Origin of the sequence: Pseudomonas brassicacearum subsp. brassicacearum (genome assembly GCF_008801605.1) — a bacterium.
Lineage (GTDB): Bacteria > Pseudomonadota > Gammaproteobacteria > Pseudomonadales > Pseudomonadaceae > Aquipseudomonas > Aquipseudomonas brassicacearum.
The window spans coordinates 430,246-449,723 of sequence record NZ_VZPJ01000004.1 but is presented as its reverse complement, the minus strand read 5'-3'; the positions used below and the strand labels follow the sequence as shown (position 1 = coordinate 449,723).

Genomic DNA, 19,478 nt, shown 5'->3' with positions numbered 1-19,478 from the left:
GTTGCCAATGGGGAGTCATAAACTGGCCAGATCATTATAAAAATCAGAGGTTTGGTATGAATCTTCGAGTCAGTTGGTAAATTAGTTAATGATATTAATGTTCGATTATCGGTCATTGTTGATTGACGAAGCGCCCGTGCAGTTTCCATTCTTGGTTCCCACGGCCCCCCACCACCAAGGTTGGGCCGAACAAAACAACAACAATAAGTGGAATCGAACATGCCAAACCTTGCCCGGGCCGCCCTGACGGCGCGCCCTGTTTCATCGCTCGTTCATCTGCTGGCTTGTCTCGGGCTGAGCCTGGGGGCTCCGGCCTTGCGGGCGGAGGGCTTCATCGACGACAGTCACGGCACCCTGACCCTGCGCAATTACTACATGGACCGCGACTACAAGGACGACGGCGCCAAGACCGCGGCCAGGGAGTGGGCTCAAGGTGTGTTCATGAACGTCGAGTCGGGGTTTACCCCAGGGGCGGTTGGGTTCGGCCTCGACGTGAGGGGATTGCTGGGCATCAAGCTCGACTCGTCACCTGACCGAAGCGGCACCGAACTGTTGCCGGTGTCGAGCAGCGACAAGCGCGCAGCTGATGAGTATTCGCGCCTGGGCGTGACCGGCAAGCTGCGTTTCGCGCAAACCACGGTGAAGACCGGCGATGTGTCGATCTTCCTGCCGTTTGCCTTTGCCAGCCCATCGCGGCTGCTGCCGCAGACCTTTCGCGGGACGACTCTCAGTTCCAAGGACATCGACGGCTTGACGTTGAACACCGGTTATATCGATCGCATCGCCCGGCGCGATTCCACCGACTACCAACCGATGAGCATCGCCTCGCCCAACCGTCGTTTCAACGGTGCGGCGACTTCTTCCCATATGGCGTACGTGGGCGGCGACTACCAGGTCAGCAAAGACCTCAGCCTGCGGGCTTACCACGCCGAAGTGGCGGATTTGTATCAACAGAACACTCTGGCGTTATTGCATAACCTGCCTTTGGGCGATGGCGTCCTGACCACCGACCTGCGCAGTTTTTTCAGCGACGAAGACGGCGCGGCCAAGGCCGGAAAAGTGGATAACCGCAATGTCTCGGCGCTGGTCGGCTATCGCCTGGGTGGCCATCGCGTGAGCCTGGGCTACATGCATTCCAGTGGCGATACGGCCACGCCTTATGTGTCCGGCACCGAGCTGATGGGCTTGAGCGAAATGACCATGAGCTCGGATTTTCTCAATGCCAAGGAACGCACCTGGCAGGCGATCCATGACTACGACTTTGCCGCCGTGGGCGTGCCGGGCCTGCGGAGTCGGCTGCGTTATGTGCGTGGTGATCACATCGAACTGGCGGCCCTCAATGCCGAGGATCGCAAGGAACGCGAGTTCCAGATGGAACTGGGGTACGTGATCCAGAGCGGCCCGCTGAAAAACGTCGGGCTGCTGGCGCGCAAATCGATCTATCGCAACAACTTCCCGGGTACGGCGGCGTTTCGCGACGAGAACCAGACACGGTTCCTGGTGACGTACAGCGTGCCGATCTGGTGAGTTCCCAGGTGTCTGGCTTGCTCTTGTGGGAGCAAGGCTTGCCCGCGATTGAAGCGCTGCGGTTTTTCAGGAATCGAGGTGCCTTCGTCGCGAGCAAGCTTTGCTCCCACATAGCCGGAGCTTGCGTCCTCGCCACAGGGAGCGCCGCCAGGTTTGCTAGTGGTAAACCTTCTTCAACAACCGCAGCAACTCCTCCCGCTCAGCGCCTGAAAGGGTCGCGGTGGAATCCAAGTCACTCTGTGCGGCGATTTGCTTGAGTTCCTTGAGCAAGGTTTCGCCAGTCTTGCTCAGGAATATCCCGTAGGAGCGTTTATCCGGCTTGCACCGCACACGCACGGCCAGGGCCCGACTTTCCAGTTTGTTCAGTAGCGGCACCACTTGCGGCGGTTCGATCGTCAGGGCCTTGGCCAGGTCGGCCTGCATCAGGCCGGGATTCTGGTCGATGATCGCCAGCGCCGAGAACTGGGCAGGGCGCAGATCGTGGACGGCGAGCCGGCCAATCAGGTTCTGGAACAGTTTCAACTGGGCGCGGCGCAGGGCGTAACCGATCAGGTCGTCCAGCGCGGAGTCCAGCGGCGCTTGCGCGTCGGTACCGGCGGCCAGGGGCTCGGCGGGTTCGGCGGGTTCGGCAAGCTTGGAAGACTTGGCCATCGAAGTGAACTTCCTCAAGGTAAGTGATTAACAAGGCTATCCAGTTTGCCGGGGTTGCGACGCCCTGGCTATGGGGTCGCGCAAATTCGAGATTTGTAACCGCCGACCCAGACCCGGAAAAATACAGATAAATCGATTAATAGTTAATTGACATAACTATTTTTCCGGTTTAGTTTTTGATCATCTTCAGCCAAGAACAAGAGAGCACGCATCATGAGTAATTACGAAGGTCGCTGGAAAACGGTCAAGGTCGATATCGAGGAGGGCATCGCCTGGGTCACCCTCAATCGCCCGGAAAAACGCAACGCCATGAGCCCGACCCTCAACCGCGAGATGATCGACGTGCTCGAGACGCTGGAGCAGGATCCGGCCGCTGGCGTATTGGTGCTGACCGGGGCCGGTGATGCCTGGACCGCCGGCATGGACCTCAAGGAATATTTCCGCGAAGTGGATGCCGGGCCGGAAATCCTCCAGGAAAAAATCCGTCGCGAAGCGTCGCAATGGCAATGGAAGCTGCTGCGCATGTACGCCAAGCCAACCATCGCCATGGTCAACGGCTGGTGCTTTGGTGGCGGTTTCAGCCCGCTGGTGGCGTGCGACCTGGCGATCTGCGCCGACGAAGCGACCTTCGGTCTCTCGGAAATCAACTGGGGCATTCCGCCAGGCAACCTGGTGAGCAAGGCCATGGCCGACACCGTGGGCCATCGCCAGTCGCTGTACTACATCATGACGGGCAAGACGTTCGGCGGGCAGAAAGCCGCCGAAATGGGCCTGGTCAACGAAAGCGTGCCCTTGGCGCAACTGCGTGAAGTCACGGTGGAGCTGGCGCGCAACCTGCTGGAAAAGAACCCGGTGGTGCTGCGGGCCGCCAAGCATGGTTTCAAACGCTGCCGCGAACTGACCTGGGAGCAGAACGAGGATTACCTATACGCCAAGCTCGACCAGTCGCGCCTGCTCGACACCGAAGGTGGCCGCGAGCAGGGCATGAAACAGTTTCTGGACGACAAGAGCATCAAGCCTGGCTTGCAAACCTATAAGCGCTGAATCGACCGGCGAATGGCGGGCCGCATCCCGCTGTTCGCTGCCTCGCCCTGGCGCTACTGTTACACCGCTGCGATGCATTCCCGATAAAGACAATAAAGAGGAATCACCATGCTGGACGTGCCCCTGTTGATTGGCGGCCAGTCGTGCCCGGCCCGTGACGGCCGGACCTTCGAACGCTGCAACCCGGTGACGGGTGAGGTGGTGTCTCGCGTGGCCGCCGCCACCCTGGAAGATGCCGACGCCGCGGTAGCTGCTGCCCAAGCGGCGTTTCCCGCCTGGGCCGCATTGGCGCCTAACGAACGCCGCACGCGACTGTTGCGTGCGGCCGAGCAGTTGCAGGCCCGTAGCAGTGAATTCGTCGCTGCTGCCGGCGAAACCGGTGCCATGGCCAATTGGTACGGTTTCAACGTACACCTGGCGGCGAACATGCTGCGTGAAGCCGCTTCCATGACGACCCAGATCAATGGCGAAATCATTCCTTCGGACGTGCCTGGCAGTTTCGCCATGGCCCTGCGTCAGCCTTGCGGCGTAGTGCTGGGCATCGCGCCCTGGAACGCTCCGGTGATTCTCGCCACCCGCGCCATCGCCATGCCCCTGGCCTGTGGTAACACCGTGGTGCTCAAGGCTTCTGAAATAAGCCCGGCGGTGCACCGGCTGATCGGCCAGGTGTTGCAGGACGCAGGGCTGGGTGACGGCGTGGTCAACGTGATCTGTAACGCACCGGCGGATGCGCCGGCCATTGTCGAGCGGTTGATCGCCAACCCGGCGGTGCGTCGGGTCAATTTCACCGGTTCGACCCATGTCGGGCGCATCGTCGGCGAACTGTCGGCGCGTCACCTCAAGCCGGCCTTGCTGGAACTGGGCGGCAAGGCGCCGCTGCTGGTGCTGGACGATGCCGACCTGGACGCTGCGGTGCAAGCGGCGGCCTTCGGCGCCTACTTCAACCAGGGCCAGATCTGCATGTCCACCGAGCGACTGATCGTCGATGCCCGTGTGGCGGATGAGTTCATCGCCCGCTTGACCGCCAAGATCGCCACCCTGCGCGCCGGCGATCCGACGGCTGCTGATTCGGTGCTGGGCTCGTTGGTTGACGTCAGTGCCGGTCAACGCATCAAGGGGCTGATCGACGATGCCTTGGCCAGAGGCGCAACGCTGGTCACGGGTGGGCAGTTGGAAGGCAGCATCCTGCAACCAACCTTGCTCGACGGCGTCACTGCGCAGATGCGCTTGTACCGCGAAGAGTCTTTCGGGCCGGTGGCGGTGCTTCTGCGCGGTGACGGCGATGAAGAGCTGTTGCGCCTGGTCAACGATTCCGAGTTCGGCCTGTCGGCCGCCATCTTCAGTCGCGACACGAGCCGTGCTCTAGCCTTGGCCCAGCGGGTCGAGTCGGGCATTTGCCACATCAACGGGCCGACCGTGCACGATGAGGCGCAGATGCCCTTTGGCGGGGTCAAGTCCAGTGGTTACGGCAGCTTTGGCGGCAAGGCGTCCATCGAGCATTTCACCCAGCTGCGTTGGGTGACCTTGCAGAACGGTCCCCGGCATTACCCGATCTGAAACCCGTCGCATCGCGGGCGGTGGAGCCTTGAACACCGTCGCCCCGATGCAGGCCAGAATAATAATGACAAGGCCGCAGCCTAGTGCTGCCACGCTCCGCTCGCATCGCGACCCGAGTGTGCCTTGGTGGAGGAAATGTACGTGAGTTTCGAGTCCAGACCGTCCTCCCGACCCGAGGCCAGGCGGTATCGCCAGGTGTCGATTGGTCATCCTGCCGTCGAAGTCCGGGAAGAGCGTGGCATCTTGCACATGCGCTCCCTGGAGCCTCTGGCCCCGCTGCCGGCGCGGTTGCTCGAGCGCCTGGTGCACTGGGCCGAGGTGCGCCCAGAGCAGACGTTTATCGCCGCCCGTGAAGCCGGTGGTGACTGGTGTCGTGTCAGTTATGCCCAAATGCTCGACAGTGTCCGGGCCATCGCCCAAAGCCTGCTCGGTTACGGCTTATCGGCCGAGAAACCCTTGGCGCTGCTCTCCGGCAACGACATCGAGCACCTGCAAATGGCCCTCGGCGCGATGTACGCCGGTATTCCCTATTGCCCGGTTTCGCCGGCCTATTCATTGCTGTCCCAGGATTTCGCCAAGCTGCGTCACGTCTGCGATCTGTTGCAGCCGGGGCTGGTGTTTGTCAGCGAAGCCGCACCGTTCGAGCGGGCAATCACTGCCGTATTGCCGGCGGACGTGCCCTTGATCACGGTGCGTGGCGAGATAGCTGGCCGGTCGAGGACAAGCTTCGCCAGCCTGCTGGCCCAACCCGGCGGCGCCGAGGCCGAGCAGGCGTTCGCCGCCACTGGCCCGGACAGCATCGCCAAGTTCCTGTTTACCTCAGGCTCCACCAAACTGCCCAAGGCGGTGATCACCACCCAGCGTATGCTTTGCGCCAATCAGCAGATGCTGCTGCAGACCTTTCCGGTGTTCGGCGAGGCGCCCCCGGTGCTGGTGGACTGGTTGCCGTGGAACCACACGTTCGGTGGCAGCCACAACGTTGGCATCGTGTTGTACAACGGCGGCACGTTCTACCTGGACGACGGCAAACCCACCGCCCAGGGCTTCGCCGAAACCCTGCGCAACCTCAAGGAAATTTCACCGACCGCCTACCTGACCGTGCCCAAGGGCTGGGAGGAGCTGGTTAGCGCCCTGGAGCGGGACGGTGAGTTGCGCGAGCGATTCTTCAAGCGCATCAGTCTGTTCTTCTTTGCGGCAGCGGGTTTGTCCCAAAGCACCTGGGACCGGCTCGACAAGGTCGCCGAACAGCATTGCGGCGAACGTATCCGCATGATGGCGGGCCTGGGCATGACCGAGGCGGCGCCGTCCTGCACCTTCACCACCGGGCCGTTGTCCATGGCCGGCTACATTGGCCTTCCGGCGCCCGGCTGCGAAGTCCGGCTAGTGCCGGTGGACGGCAAGTTCGAAGGGCGTTTTCGCGGGCCGCACATCATGCCCGGCTACTGGCGCTCGCCGCAGCAAACTGCCGAGGTATTCGACGAGGAGGGTTTCTATTGTTCGGGGGATGCGATCAAGTTGGCCGATGCCAGCAATCCGCAACTGGGGCTGATGTTCGATGGGCGGATCGCCGAGGACTTCAAATTGTCTTCCGGTGTATTCGTAAGCGTCGGGCCGTTGCGCAACCGCGCGGTGCTGGAGGGCACGCCCTACGTCCAGGACCTGGTGATCACCGCGCCGGATCGCGAGTGCCTGGGGGCGCTGGTGTTCCCACGGCTTGCTGAATGCCGACGCTTGTCGGGCCTGGGCGGGGAGGCCAGCGACGCCCAGGTCCTCGCCAGCCCGCCGGTACGCCAATGGTTCGCCGACTGGCTGCAACGCCTGAACCGCGAAGCCAGCGGCAACGCCAGTCGCGTGGAGTGGATCGCCTTGCTCGATGAACCGGCGTCCATCGACCGTGGTGAAATCACCGACAAAGGCTCGATCAACCAACGGGCGGTGCTGCAGTGGCGGGCGGGGAAGGTCGAGGCGCTGTATCGCGGGGAGGATGTGTCGATCCTGCGGGCGGGACCTGTGGCTTAAAGCAAAACCTTGTGGATGTTCATAAGTGGCAGGCTCATCCACAAACTCCTGTGGGAGCGAGCTTGCTCGCGATAGCGGTGGTTCAGCAGCAGAGATGTTGCCTGACTCACCGTCATCGCGAGCAAGCTCGCTCCCACATGAGGTCCGGGGACTGGTTTGTGGTGTTTAACGCCGTCCTAGCAACAAACCCACCACCAGGCCGAAACCGGCGGAAATCGCCACGGTCTGCCAGGGGTGGCCGCCAATATAGACCTCAGTGGCATCGACCATGGGACGGGTACGTTCCCGCGTGCTGGTGACTGAGTCGAGCGCCTGTTGCAGTTTCTGGGATATCTGGCCTCGCAGGTCTTCGGCCTCTTCGCCCACCAGCGAGGCACTGCTTTTGAGCAGCTTTTCCGATTCTTCAATCAGAGCCGTCAATTCGCTGAAGGCTTGATCCTTGATTTGCTCTCCGTTCGCTTGCACGGTGCCTTTACGGGCCATGGAAGTACTCCTTGTGTGGATGATGGCATTGAACAATGGAGTGCCGTGCCCGTTAAAAAGTTGCAACGCTCGGCGCTGGCAGGGCAGTCCATCACAAATCGTGGTTAAGACGTTTCCCTCCAAGGTGTAAGATGGCGCCTATTTACGCAACAGGTAATTCCCATGAGCTTCAATCTGGCTGACAAGCCCCTGGCCGAGCGCGCCGCGCTGGAAGACGAAAAATCCCGACTTTTTGAACTGTGGCAAAACAACCTGGGCAAGGCCAAGGGCGATGCCGCCCGCTTGTTCGGCGAGCGCTCCAAACGCAAGGGCAAGTGGGCCGAGTGGGTGCGTGCCGAACTGGACGGCATGTCGCCGCCGGAGTACGCCAACATGGTGCGCAGTGAGGTCAATCGACTGATGGCTGCCAACAAGTAAGCCTTAGGCGAATGTTGCCGTAAGGGCCTCGCGAACCTTGAGCATAGTCGGCTCCATTTGCGTGTGGGTTCGCCATCCCAACTCGATGGGGTAGCGGGGCAAGGCCAGGGGGCAGGGCAGCAAGGCCAGGCCGCTGAGGTCGGCGATGGCCCGGGCGGCATGGGTCGGGATGGTCGCCACGGCCTGACTGCCCTTGAGCAGGAACGGCAACGCGGCAAAGTGGGTGGTCGAGGCGCAGACTCGCCGACTCAGGCCAAGCCCGGCCAGCCCTTCGTCGGTGATGCCGATGAAACCACCCGAAGACACCAGCAGGTGTTCACGGGCCACGAACGCCTCCAGGCTGAGGGATTGCTGGCCCTGCGCCAGGCTCGCCGGGTCCAGGAGGCAAGCGTAATCGCCTTCGCCCAACACCTGACGGCTGAGCAATCGCTGGGCGAAACCGCCCGCTGTGATCGCCAGGTCAAGGTCGCGCTCCATCAGGGCCCGGCCGACGATCTGACTGTGGGTCTGGCGGAAAATCAAGCGCAGGCCCGGCGCGCGGTGGGCCACTTCTTCGATCAGGCGTCGCCCATGGGCAATTTCGAAATCGTCCGACAGGCCGACGATGACCGAGCGGCCTTCGTAATGGCTGGCATCCGGGTCGACCATCGCCAGGCTCTGGCGGCATTTATCCAATGCTTCGCTGATCACCGGCTTCAGTTGATTGGCCCGCAGCGTCGGCGCCAGGCCCCGGCCGGTGCGCACGAATAATTGATCGTCATACAAACCGCGAAGCCTGCGCAGCGCAGCGCTGATGGCCGACTGGGTCACGCCCAGGCGCACGGCGGCGCGGCTGGCGCTGGATTCGTCATGCAGGGCTTCGAAGGTCTTGAGCAGATTGAGGTCGATGTCAGCGATATTCATAAGGCTCATATCATTTAGCAGCATTCAGGGCTTTATTCATGATCGGCCGCTGCTTGAGAATCAGCAACACCTGATGATCAAGGAGTTGAAAAAACATGCCCAAATCCATTGTGGCTGCCCTGCAGATCGGCTCGTTGCCTGGCGGCAAGGGCGAGACCCTGGCACAGATCCTTTCCTACGAAGAGGCCATTCGCGAGGCCGGCGCGCGCCTGGTGGTGATGCCTGAAGCGCTGCTGGGTGGCTATCCCAAGGGCGAGGGGTTCGGGACTCAACTGGGTTACCGGCTGCCGGAGGGGCGCGAGGCGTTTGCCCGCTATTTTGCCAATGCCATTGACGTGCCCGGCGTTGAAACCGAAGCGCTGGCCGGGCTGTCGGCGCGTACAGGGGCGAGCCTGGTGCTGGGCGTCATCGAGCGTGTCGGCAGCACCCTGTACTGCACCGCGCTGTATTTCGAACCCGATGCAGGCCTGGTAGCCCGGCACCGCAAGTTGATGCCCACCGGCACCGAGCGGCTGATCTGGGGCAAGGGCGATGGGTCGACCTTGCCCGTGATCGACAGCCAGGTCGGTCGGGTCGGCGCGGCGGTGTGCTGGGAAAACATGATGCCGCTGCTGCGCACCGCGATGTACGCCAAAGGCGTGGAAGTCTGGTGTGCGCCGACGGTGGATGAGCGGGAGATGTGGCAGGTGACCATGCGCCATATCGCCCACGAAGGTCGCTGCTTTGTGGTCAGTGCCTGCCAGGTCCAGGCTTCGCCGCAGGCCCTGGGTATCGAGGTCGCGCACTGGCCGGCCGAGCGGCCGTTGATTGCTGGTGGCAGCGTGATTGTCGGGCCCATGGGCGACGTGCTGGCCGGGCCGCTGAAAGACACGGCGGGGTTACTCACCGCCGAAATCGACACCGATGAACTGGTGCGGGCGCGCTACGACTATGACGTGGTGGGGCATTACGCCAGGCCGGATGTGTTCGAGTTGGTGGTGGATGAGCGCGCCAAGCCCGGCGTGCGCTTCACGGCATGATTCACCAGCTGGCGGCGGAACCCGGCAGGTCGAGGGTTCCGCGGTCGACGAAGCGCAGGGTGCCGAATACGCCGCCGGCGAGCTTGCCCTTGAGCACATAGGGCAGGTTGTCCAGACCTTGGGTCTGGCTCAGGCCCAAGGTCTGGCGCAACACCGAAAACGCCGAAATGCTCACCGGGACACTGAGGATCGCCTCGGAAAAGCGCGGGATCGAACCGCTCTGGTCACTGACCCCCGTTGCCAGCGTACGGTCGTTGACCTCCAGGTCCAGCGCCACGCCGTTGTAGTCGATGGCGGTTTCGTTGGGGTTCTGCACGCGCAGTTTCACGGCGAAACGCACCTCCAGGCCCTGGTTGGGCAAGGGTTCGATGCCGACTACGTTGATGTTCAGCGGGTCACGGTGCGGGAAGAGGGCGCAGGCGCTCAGGCTGAGCAGTATCAGGAAAACGGAAAGGCCGAGGATTCTGCGCATGGATAGACTCTCAAGAAAGGAAAAAACTCGGAAACGATTGAGTACGATAACCCACAGCGGCCCCATGACAACGGCAAACCACCCTGTGGGAGCAAGGCTTGCCCGCGATGAAGGCGATGCGGTCTTTCAGGAACCGAGGTGTCTGTTTCGCGAGCAAGCTTTGCTCCCACAGCCTTGCGGGGGCAGATTCCACCTTGCTCTGGGTCCAAACAAGGATCATGGCTCCTGACAGTTTCTGACACCAGCCTCTGCTAATCTGCGTCAACTTTTTCTTTCCGGACAGTCCATCGTGTCGCGTACCTCTCGGTTGCTCACTTTGCTGCAAGTCTTGCGGGGCAAGCGTTGCCCGGTCACCGCTGCGACATTGGCGGGTGAACTGAACGTTTCCGAGCGCACCTTGTACCGCGACATCGCCGAACTCACCGCCCTCGGCGCGCCGATCCAGGGCGAGGCGGGCATCGGTTATGTCTTGCGCAGCGGCCTGTTCCTGCCGCCACTGATGTTCACCGCCGATGAAATCGAGGCCATTGTGCTGGGCTTGCGCTACGTCGATCAGCGCGCCGACGAGGTGCTGGGCAAGGCCGCCGCCGACGCCCTGGCGAAGGTCGCCGCAGTGCTGGCCCCCGATGTGCGAGACGCCTTGCGCAACCCCACGGTATTGCCCGGTCCACCGGGTTATGGCTATCCGCAGAACACGGTGGAACTGAATGTGTACCGCCAGGCCATTCGCGCCCAGGCCAAGCTGCATATCGATTACGCCGATGTGAACAAGACCCCGAGCCAACGCTTGATCTGGCCGCTGGCCCTGGGCTTTTTCAATGAAGCGCGGGTGGTGGTGGCCTGGTGTGAATTGCGCGGCGCCTATCGGACTTTTCGCACTGACCGGATTGCCTCTGCCACCGAGCAGGGCGAGCGCTATCCGGGCCGACGCAGCGACTTGCTGCGCGACTGGTTTGCGCTGATGAAGCTGGACGAAACCGGGCGTTTCACTCCTGACAAAAACTGACACAACGCTGTTCTAGCATAGTGCCAGATCGATAAAACAAGGAGCCGTACCATGTCCAATCCCGTCTCTTCCCTGGCCCCGGCCATCGCCGGCTACATCGCGGCCGCCAATGCCCGTGACAGTTCGGCGGTGACGCGTTTCTTCGCCGAGGATGCCAACGTGTTCGATGAAGGCCAGCACCGTGTTGGCACCCAGGCCATCGCCCAATGGATGGAAGACACCGCCCAGCGCTTCCAGCCGCGGGTGGAAGTCCTCAATGTGCAGCAACGCACTGGCAAGGTGCTGGTGCAGAACCTGATCTCCGGGACATTCCCCGGCAGCCCGTTGGAGTTACGCTACACCTTCCGGCTCGATGAGCAGGGCAAGATCAGTCGGTTGGATATCTCGATCTAAGTTCTGCACTCAGGTCTGTGGGAGCAAGGCCTGTGGGAGCAAGGCTTGCCCGCGATGAACGATAACGCGGTTTGGCTGTTGGACCGCGGCGCGACTATCGCGGGCAAGCCATGCTCCCACAGGCCATTGCTTCCAGAGGCCATGCTCCCAAAGGCCATGCTTTCACAAGATGTTGCTCCCACAGATAAACCCCACGCCACAGATCCACGCAGGGTTCCTGCAGTCGTCCGCCATGGCATACTCCCCACCTTCGTTTTCCGGACCCGGGCCGTATGACTTTCGACTCCCCCTTGAGTGCCTGGCAGCATGCCATCGAACACCACGGCTTCGTCCAGGACGAGGCCCAGGAACTGGCCATCATGACACTGGAGCAATGCCACAAGGCGTTGCACGAAGGTCGCAAGTCGATCAAGGGCGTTTATCTCTGGGGCCCGGTGGGACGTGGCAAGACCTGGCTGATGGACCGCTTTTATGAAAGCCTCAAGGTGCCGGCCCGTCGACAACACTTCCACCATTTCATGGCGTGGGTGCATCAGCGTTCATTTCAGCTCACTGGCACGCCGGATCCCTTGCAGGCCCTGGCCCGGGAGTTGAGTGCTGAAGTACGGGTGCTGTGTTTCGACGAACTGTTCGTCAACGACATCGGCGATGCAATCATCCTCGGGCGCCTGTTCCAGGTGATGTTCGAGCTGGGCATGGTGATGGTCAGTACCTCCAACCTGCCGCCGGAAGAACTCTATGCCAACGGCCACAACCGCGAGCGTTTCCTGCCGACCATCACCGCGATCAATCGATACATGCAGGTCGTGCCGGTGAACGGTTGGCAAGACCATCGCCAGCACCCAGGTCAGTTACAGCAACGTTATTGGCTGCGCGATCCCGGGCAACCTGATCCGCTGGGGGAGGTCTTCAACCAGTTGACCACCGGGCAAGCGTCGAGCACTGCGCCGATCGAGGTCGGTCATCGCCTGCTTGAACCGGTTCGGGCCAGCGATACCGTGCTCTGGAGCCGTTACTCCGACCTGTGCGAGCAACCGTTCTCGGCGCTGGATTTCATGGCGCTGTGCGACCGCTTCAGCGTCATCCTGCTCAGTGACGTGCCGTGCCTGAGCGCCGAACAACGCGAAGGGCGCATTGCCCGTGGCACCGAAGACGGTGTCGAACGGGTCGAGGCCGGTGATCGCGAATTGCCGCAGTTGTCGATCCATGACGATGGTGTACGGCGCTTCATCGCCCTGGTTGACGAGTGTTATGACCGCAAGGTGCCGTTGTGCCTTTCGGCCCTGGTGCCGATGGATGAGTTGTATACCGAGGGCTATCTGCAATTCCCGTTTCGCCGTACCCTCAGCCGCCTCCAGGAAATGCAAATGCAACGTTTTGGTCAGCGAACCTGACCTGTATCCCGCCGACGGCTTCGAGCTGGCGGCACTAACGAAGTGAGATGGAAGGTCATGGAAGAAGCCAAGGACATCCTTGTACTGCAAGCCAGCTACACCAACCCGGTTCACGCCGAAGCGATCTGTCATGTGCTCAACGGCTATGCACAGGACCCGATGGGCGGGGGGCATCCATTGCCGGCAGAGGTGCTGCTGCATCTGCCCGAGGAACTGGCCAAGCGCCCTCATGCCTTCAGCGTGCTGGCTTTCGTCAACGGCGAGCCGGCGGGGCTGGTCAATTGTTTCGAAGGTTTTTCAACCTTTGCCTGCCGGCCACTGGTGAACGTCCACGACGTGGCGGTGATGAAGGATTTTCGTGGGCTCGGGCTGAGCCAGAAGATGCTGCAGAAGGTCGAGGACATCGCCCGCCAGCGTGGTTGCTGCAAGATTACCCTGGAAGTGCTCGAGGGCAATGCCGTGGCCCAGGCCAGCTATGCCAAGTTCGGCTTTGCCGCCGGCATGTTCGACCCGGCCCACGGACCTATGGAGTTCTGGATCAAGCCCCTGTAAAAGCGGGCTTCTAAGGGGTTCGGTTATTTCTGCACGACTGCAGCCGCCGGTGCCTTGGGCTGCATCAGGCTGAAGTCGATCAGGGCCTTGCGTGGGGTTTGATAGGGGTCGCCAATCAACAGCGGGCGCGCCTTGAAGTCCGCGCTGACCAGGCTCTTGCTGTGGTCCAGTTCATCAAAACTCAAGCCAGCCATGTCCGCCCAGGTGTGAATCAGGTGCGAGCTACTGTAGGGGCGCGACAGGTCGCCGGCAAAGTTCCAGTCATGGCTTTCGCGCCACTTGGGCGAGGCCCAGGCCATGAAGGGGATGGTGTACATCGGCGCGGTCGGCTTGCCTTCATTACGGCCCAGGGTGCCGTGGCCCGAGGAGTCGAACACGTCTTCACCATGGTCCGACAGGTACAGCAGGAAGCCGTTGGGGTCGGTCTTGGCGTAGTCCTTGATCAGGCTGGACACGACGAAGTCGTTGTACAGCACCGCATTATCGTAGCTGTTGTAGGTCGGGACCTGATCATCACGCAGGCCTGCCGGTACGCCTTGGCGGTCGGTGAACTTGTTGAAGGTCGGCGGATACCGGTACTGGTAGCTCATGTGGGTGCCGAGCAGATGCACCACGATCAGCTTGCGCGGGGCGCTGTCGGCCAAGGCCTTGTTGAATGGCTCGATCACATCGCCATCGTACTGCGCGGCATTCTGGTTGCGGTTGTTGTTCAGGTACACCTGCTCGTCGGCCTGTTGGGAAAAGGTCGTGAGCATGGTGTTGCGCTTGGTCATGGTCTGCTGGTTGGTAATCCAGAAGGTCTTGTAGCCGGCCTGTTTCATCATGCTCACCAGCGACGGGGTGCTCAGGTACAGGTCCGGGTTCTGTTCGTCGGCGAACGTCAGCACCTGCTGCAGCGCTTCGATGGTGTAGGGGCGCGGGGTGATGACGTTGTCGAACACCGACAGCTGGCCTTTGAGCTTGTCCAGCTCTGGCGTGGTTTCCCGCGGGTAACCGTAGAGGCTCATGCGTTGGCGGTTGGTGGATTCACCGATCACCAGCACCAGAGTGGCCGGTTGGTCGGCCATGGCGTCCTTGAGGTTGCGCAGTGGCGCGATCTTGCTGGCGCTGTGGAGCATGCCTTGCATGTTCTCCAACTGCTCACCATAGCGACGATACGCCACTACCATCTGCCACGGCACCGCAGGCTCGATGCGATCTTCGAATTTCTCCAGGCCACCGGCAAAGCTGCCGGTACGCTGGGTCTGCTTGATCAGCGGATAACCGACCACGGCCAAGACAATGGCGACTGCTGCGACCATGGCCTGGCCCCGGGGCAGGTACACCGGGCGCAAGCGGGTCCAGAGCCAATAGCCGACGGCGGTGTGGGCCAGGAACGCCGCCACCATCCACCAGGCAAAATACTGTGTCATGTACTCGCCGGCTTCAGACACGTTCGATTCGAACATGATGAAGATGACGCTCTGGGAAAATTCTTGCTGATAAATGAAGAAGTAGCCGAGGCTGGCCATGGAGCAGGCCCACAGCACCACGCCGATCAAGGCCGCGAGCACGCGCGTGCGGGCGGGGAAGAGCAGCATGGGCGCCAACCACACCGCGCTCATCACGAACGCTTGGCGAAAGCCGGTGAAGCCGGAGGTGTCGCTCAACAGAATGAGCAGTTGGGTGATGCCAGAGAAGTACCAGAAGAACAGAAACAGCCAGCCAAGCCCGGCCCAGTCGAAACCTTTCGCAGTCGTTTTGCTGCGTTTGAACAAACTCATCAAGCGCTCCAGCCTTTGTCGACGACGCTGTCTGCACCGGATTGGTGACCGCAGGCATACGCCGAGCAACCTTAAAGGCGGGGAGTATCACGAGTCGGTTGTGAAAAGTTTGTGAGTTTTTCGAATACAAATCGATAACGGGGTGCGAGCACCTGGGGGGAGGGATTTATTTGTGGCAGGGGATGTGTCTGTGGAAGCAAGGCTTGCCCGCGATGAAAACGATGTGGTCCTTCAGGAACCGAGGCGCCTGTTTCGCGAGCAAGCTTTGCTCCCACAGCCCTGTGGGGACAGATCTCCTCGCCACAAGTGTGCATGGCGGACTCGCATGGAAATGACACCGGTTTGGCCAGTGTCACTTCCTGGCGCTGTGCCTCTGGGGCGGTTACCGAGCCAGGGACTGGCTCTGGTGGGACAACTGTGCGTGTTGCAACTGCATGCGCAGTTGCGTCACTTCATCAAGCAGTAGATCGCGTTCTTCCTTGAGTAGGCGCAATTCATCGCGACGAATGGTCACATAAAGGGTTTGGGGAGGACGTGCGGTAACGACAGGGCCCATTGCTCACCTCGCAAATGGCGTACATCAACTATAGAGATGTCGCCAGTATTTGGTCGACACCTCTACTATCGGCGCCGATTCTGATTTCTTTTGCTTGTGATTGGAACTTTTTTATTTTTCATGGTCGCTGTGTCTTCGGCCGGATCTTGAGCGTTATCCCTTGTGATCGCTCGAATTACCCGGAAACTATGCAGCAATGCTCTGGACTAACCTCCATTAGTCGATAGTGTTAAATCTTTGACACACCTTTATTTGTAGTAGGGAGCATCAGCACATGCAACTCGGGATCATTGGACTGGGCCGCATGGGCGGCAATATTGCGCGGCGCCTGATGCTCAATGGGCACACCACCGTCGTCTACGACCGCAACGCCGCTTTTGTCGAAAACCTGCGTCAGGAAGGCGCCACGGGCGTCGCGGACCTGCCGGCACTGGTCGCCGGGCTGGAGAAGCCTCGGGCGGTCTGGGTCATGCTGCCGGCCGGCGCACCCACCGAAGACACCATTAACGTCCTCAGCGAACTGCTGGAGCCGGGCGATGTGATCATTGATGGCGGTAACACGTACTACAAGGACGACATCCGTCGCGCCCAGGCCCTGTCGGAAAAAGGCCTGAGCTACATCGATGTCGGCACCTCCGGCGGCGTTTGGGGCCTGGAACGCGGTTACTGCATGATGATTGGCGGTGATGCCGAAGTGGTGAAGCGCCTGGACCCGCTGTTCGACAGCCTGGCGCCGGGCATGGGCGACATCCCGCGCACCCGTGACCGCAAATCCGACGATGACCGCGCCGAACGTGGCTACATCCACGCTGGCCCGGCCGGTTCGGGGCATTTTGTGAAGATGATCCACAACGGCATCGAATACGGAATGATGCAGGCCTTTGCCGAGGGTTTTGACATCCTCAAGACCAAATCCAGCGAAAGCCTGCCACCGGAGCAGCGCTTCGACCTGAACGTGGCCGATATCGCTGAAGTCTGGCGTCGCGGCAGCGTGGTGTCGTCCTGGCTGCTGGACTTGACCGCCGACGCGTTGGCCAGCGATCCGAAACTGGATGGTTTTTCCGGTGAGGTCGCCGACAGCGGTGAAGGGCGCTGGACCATCGAGGCTGCCATCGAGCAAGCGGTGCCGGTTCCGGTCCTGTCCAGTTCGTTGTTTGCCCGTTTCCGCTCGCGCCAGCAAAGCACGTACGGTGACAAAATGCTCTCGGCCATGCGCTTCGGCTTCGGCGGCCACGTGGAGACGCCGAAAAAATGACCTCGATCGGCAGCAAATCCAAGGCAGAACCCGCGCCGCCGACCACGTTGTTTCTGTTCGGCGCCCATGGCGATCTGGTCAAGCGTCTGCTGATGCCGGCGCTTTACCACCTCAGTCGCGACGGTCTGCTGGGCGATGGGCTGCGCATCATCGGGGTTGACCACAACGCCATCAGCGATGTGGATTTTGCCAAGAAACTCGAGGACTTCATCCGTAACGAAGCGGCGAGCAAGGGCGGCGATGCCGACCGGGCGCTCGATCCGGTGCTGTGGGCCAAGCTGGCCCGGGGCATCAGCTACGTCCAGGGTGATTTCCTCGATGAGAGCACCTACCAGGCGCTGGCGGCCAAAATCGCCGCCAGCGGCACCGGCAACGCGGTTTTCTACCTGGCGACCGCGCCGCGCTTTTTCAGTGAAGTGGTCAGCCGCCTTGGTGCGGCCGGGCTGCTTCAGGAGCAGGAGGGGGCCTTCCGGCGAGTGGTGATCGAAAAGCCGTTCGGCTCCGACCTGCACACCGCCGAAGCGCTGAACGCCTGCCTGCTCAAGGTCATGAGCGAGAAACAGATCTATCGCATCGACCATTACCTGGGCAAGGAAACGGTGCAGAACATTCTGGTCAGCCGTTTCTCCAACAGCCTGTTCGAGGCGTTCTGGAACAACCACTACATCGACCACGTACAAATCACCGCCGCCGAAACGGTCGGCGTGGAAACCCGTGGCAGTTTTTATGAACATACCGGCGCCCTGCGGGACATGGTGCCCAATCATCTTTTCCAACTGCTGGCGATGGTGGCCATGGAGCCGCCAGCGGCGTTTGGTGCCGACGCAGTGCGTGGGGAAAAGGCCAAGGTCGTCGGGGCGATCCGGCCCTGGTCGGTGGAGCAGGCCCGGGCCAACTCGGTCCGCGGCCAGTACGCGGCCGGTGAAGTCGGTGGCAAGGCGGTGAAAGGTTATCGCCAGGAGGCCAACGTGGCGCCCGACAGCAGCACCGAGACCTACGTCGCCCTTAAGGTCATGATCGACAACTGGCGGTGGGTCGGCGTGCCGTTTTACCTGCGCACCGGCAAGCGCATGAGCGTGCGGGACACGGAGATCGTCATCTGCTTCAAGCCCGCGCCCTACGCGCAGTTTCGCGACACCGAAGTCGACGAACTGCAACCTACGCACTTGAGAATCCAGATTCAGCCCAATGAAGGCATGTGGTTCGACCTGCTGGCCAAGCGGCCGGGGCCGGCACTCGACATGGCCAATATCGAATTGGGATTTGCCTACAAGGATTTCTTCGAAATGCAACCATCCACGGGTTACGAAACCCTGATCTACGATTGCCTGACCGGCGACCAGACGCTGTTCCAGCGCGCTGACAACATCGAAAACGGCTGGCGCGCCGTGCAGCCGTTCCTCGATGCCTGGCAGCAGGACGCGGCATTCCAGCCCTACAAGGCCGGCGAAGATGGCCCGGCGGCCGCCGATGACTTGCTGACCCGCGACAGTCGCGTCTGGCACGACCTCGGATGAGTGATCTGGTGAAGCATCCCATCCGTTTTTTGCTCAGCGACATGGACGGCACACTGCTGTTGCCCGACCACAGCCTGAACCAGCGCACCATTGAGGCGGTTCGCTCATTGCGTGAGGCCGGTGTGCTGTTCAGCCTCGCCACCGGGCGGCCACCGCGGGCCATGTTGCAGCAGATCGAGGCCCTGGGTGTCGACCTGCCCACGGCGGCGTTCAATGGCGGCACGCTGGTTCATCCCGATGGCAGCTTTCTTGCCGTCCACTACCTGCCACCCGAAGCAGCGCTGGCCACACTGGCCCTGTACGCCGATCAGCCCGGCATCGAAGTCTGGGTATTTGCCGATGGCGACTGGCTGGTGCGCGACGCCAACGGTCCGATGGTGCCGGTGGAGACGCGTGGCCTGGGCTACCCACCAGTAGAGGTCGAAAGCTTCGAGCCGTACCTGGAGCGGATCGACAAGATCGTCGCCACCAGCGCCAACACGGACCTGCTGGTGGAGTTGGAGGCGCGGTTGCATCCGCTGCTCAAGGACCAGGCCCAGGTGTCGCGCTCGCAACCGATCTACCTGGATGTGACGGCCATGAAGGCGAACAAAGGAGAAGCGCTGTCGACCCTGGCAGCCTTCCTCGATGTGCCGCTGGAGCAGACGGCGGCCATGGGTGACGGTGGCAACGACCCGGCGATGTTTCATCGCGCGGGATTGTCGATTGCCATGGGGCAGGCGGAAGAGGCGATCCGGCGTCAAGCGGACGTCGTGACCGCTGCGGTTATTGACGACGGTGCGGCGCTGGCGATCGAACGCTACATCTTGCCGCGATAGGATGTCCTGGCCTTTGGTGGCAGGGGAATTCATTCCCACTGTGGGAGCAAAGCTTGCTCGCGAAACAGGCGCCTCGGTTCCTGATAGACCGTATCGCCTTCATCGCGGGCAAGCCTTGCTCCCACAGAGGGA

General features: G+C 61.5%; 19 protein-coding genes. 13 read left to right on the top strand and 6 right to left on the bottom strand.

Annotated elements, in window-relative coordinates; genetic code table 11:
* Window positions 1-219: 219 nt before the first annotated feature.
* Entirely contained in the window at window positions 220-1,527 is a 1,308-nt protein-coding gene (locus F7R20_RS13070; RefSeq protein ID WP_003202424.1) for an OprD family porin, read from the top strand.
* Between the two features lie 156 nt (window positions 1,528-1,683).
* Here F7R20_RS13070 and F7R20_RS13065 read toward each other — a convergent pair whose 3' ends face one another.
* The gene (locus tag F7R20_RS13065) at window positions 1,684-2,178 is read right to left on the bottom strand and encodes a MarR family winged helix-turn-helix transcriptional regulator (protein WP_003202422.1); all 495 of its coding nucleotides are present in this window, start codon (window positions 2,176-2,178) and stop codon (window positions 1,684-1,686) included.
* Window positions 2,179-2,391: 213 nt separating this feature from the next.
* Here F7R20_RS13065 and F7R20_RS13060 point away from each other — a divergent pair, with 213 nt between their 5' ends.
* From F7R20_RS13060 to F7R20_RS13050, 3 genes are all read left to right on the top strand, one after another.
* On the top strand, window positions 2,392-3,222 hold the full coding sequence (locus F7R20_RS13060; protein ID WP_003202420.1) for a p-hydroxycinnamoyl CoA hydratase/lyase: 831 nt from the start codon (window positions 2,392-2,394) through the stop codon (window positions 3,220-3,222).
* 108 nt (window positions 3,223-3,330) lie between these two features.
* Window positions 3,331-4,779: an aldehyde dehydrogenase gene (locus tag F7R20_RS13055; protein ID WP_003202418.1), complete on the top strand. Its 1,449-nt coding sequence runs from the start codon at window positions 3,331-3,333 to the stop codon at window positions 4,777-4,779.
* A 141-nt stretch (window positions 4,780-4,920) separates the two neighbouring features.
* The gene (locus tag F7R20_RS13050) at window positions 4,921-6,798 is read left to right on the top strand and encodes a feruloyl-CoA synthase (protein ID WP_003202415.1); all 1,878 of its coding nucleotides are present in this window, start codon (window positions 4,921-4,923) and stop codon (window positions 6,796-6,798) included.
* 165 nt (window positions 6,799-6,963) lie between these two features.
* Here the strand turns inward: F7R20_RS13050 and F7R20_RS13045 are convergent, their stop codons facing one another.
* On the bottom strand, window positions 6,964-7,281 hold the full coding sequence (locus F7R20_RS13045; protein WP_003202414.1) for a DUF883 family protein: 318 nt from the start codon (window positions 7,279-7,281) through the stop codon (window positions 6,964-6,966).
* A 162-nt stretch (window positions 7,282-7,443) separates the two neighbouring features.
* On the opposite strand from F7R20_RS13045, the gene F7R20_RS13040 reads away from it, so the two are divergent.
* On the top strand, window positions 7,444-7,698 hold the full coding sequence (locus F7R20_RS13040; RefSeq protein ID WP_003181187.1) for a hypothetical protein: 255 nt from the start codon (window positions 7,444-7,446) through the stop codon (window positions 7,696-7,698).
* Between the two features lie 3 nt (window positions 7,699-7,701).
* Here the strand turns inward: F7R20_RS13040 and F7R20_RS13035 are convergent, their stop codons facing one another.
* Window positions 7,702-8,610: a LysR substrate-binding domain-containing protein gene (locus F7R20_RS13035; RefSeq protein ID WP_033028117.1), complete on the bottom strand. Its 909-nt coding sequence runs from the start codon at window positions 8,608-8,610 to the stop codon at window positions 7,702-7,704.
* 86 nt (window positions 8,611-8,696) lie between these two features.
* Here F7R20_RS13035 and F7R20_RS13030 point away from each other — a divergent pair, with 86 nt between their 5' ends.
* Entirely contained in the window at window positions 8,697-9,620 is a 924-nt protein-coding gene (locus F7R20_RS13030) for a carbon-nitrogen hydrolase family protein (RefSeq protein ID WP_003202409.1), read from the top strand.
* 1 nt (window position 9,621) lies between these two features.
* Here F7R20_RS13030 and F7R20_RS13025 read toward each other — a convergent pair whose 3' ends face one another.
* On the bottom strand, window positions 9,622-10,092 hold the full coding sequence (locus F7R20_RS13025; RefSeq protein WP_003202406.1) for an LEA type 2 family protein: 471 nt from the start codon (window positions 10,090-10,092) through the stop codon (window positions 9,622-9,624).
* 289 nt (window positions 10,093-10,381) lie between these two features.
* Between F7R20_RS13025 and F7R20_RS13015 the strand changes: the two genes are divergently transcribed.
* From F7R20_RS13015 to F7R20_RS12995, 4 genes are all read left to right on the top strand, one after another.
* Window positions 10,382-11,098, top strand: a complete 717-nt coding sequence (locus F7R20_RS13015; protein WP_003202404.1) for a helix-turn-helix transcriptional regulator — start codon at window positions 10,382-10,384, stop codon at window positions 11,096-11,098.
* Window positions 11,099-11,149: 51 nt separating this feature from the next.
* The gene (locus F7R20_RS13010; protein WP_003202401.1) at window positions 11,150-11,491 is read left to right on the top strand and encodes a nuclear transport factor 2 family protein; all 342 of its coding nucleotides are present in this window, start codon (window positions 11,150-11,152) and stop codon (window positions 11,489-11,491) included.
* Window positions 11,492-11,763: 272 nt separating this feature from the next.
* The gene (zapE, locus tag F7R20_RS13000) at window positions 11,764-12,885 is read left to right on the top strand and encodes a cell division protein ZapE (protein WP_003202399.1); all 1,122 of its coding nucleotides are present in this window, start codon (window positions 11,764-11,766) and stop codon (window positions 12,883-12,885) included.
* A 57-nt stretch (window positions 12,886-12,942) separates the two neighbouring features.
* The gene (locus F7R20_RS12995; protein ID WP_003202396.1) at window positions 12,943-13,437 is read left to right on the top strand and encodes a GNAT family N-acetyltransferase; all 495 of its coding nucleotides are present in this window, start codon (window positions 12,943-12,945) and stop codon (window positions 13,435-13,437) included.
* A 23-nt stretch (window positions 13,438-13,460) separates the two neighbouring features.
* Here F7R20_RS12995 and F7R20_RS12990 read toward each other — a convergent pair whose 3' ends face one another.
* Together F7R20_RS12990 and F7R20_RS31640 are read right to left on the bottom strand one after the other, a co-directional pair.
* On the bottom strand, window positions 13,461-15,200 hold the full coding sequence (locus F7R20_RS12990) for a phosphoethanolamine transferase CptA (protein ID WP_003202394.1): 1,740 nt from the start codon (window positions 15,198-15,200) through the stop codon (window positions 13,461-13,463).
* A 382-nt stretch (window positions 15,201-15,582) separates the two neighbouring features.
* Entirely contained in the window at window positions 15,583-15,756 is a 174-nt protein-coding gene (locus F7R20_RS31640; protein WP_013693491.1) for a DUF6026 family protein, read from the bottom strand.
* Between the two features lie 250 nt (window positions 15,757-16,006).
* On the opposite strand from F7R20_RS31640, the gene gnd reads away from it, so the two are divergent.
* Genes gnd through F7R20_RS12970 form a run of 3 tightly spaced genes read left to right on the top strand, consistent with a single transcriptional unit; the run spans window position 16,007 to window position 19,346 of the window.
* Entirely contained in the window at window positions 16,007-17,011 is a 1,005-nt protein-coding gene (gnd, locus tag F7R20_RS12980) for a phosphogluconate dehydrogenase (NAD(+)-dependent, decarboxylating) (protein WP_223524515.1), read from the top strand.
* Complete coding sequence (gene zwf, locus F7R20_RS12975; RefSeq protein WP_003202388.1) at window positions 17,008-18,528, top strand: glucose-6-phosphate dehydrogenase; 1,521 nt, start codon at window positions 17,008-17,010, stop codon at window positions 18,526-18,528. Before gnd ends, zwf begins: the two co-directional genes overlap by 4 nt.
* The gene (locus F7R20_RS12970) at window positions 18,525-19,346 is read left to right on the top strand and encodes an HAD family hydrolase (protein ID WP_003202386.1); all 822 of its coding nucleotides are present in this window, start codon (window positions 18,525-18,527) and stop codon (window positions 19,344-19,346) included. Before zwf ends, F7R20_RS12970 begins: the two co-directional genes overlap by 4 nt.
* The last annotated feature ends 132 nt before the right edge of the window (window positions 19,347-19,478 follow it).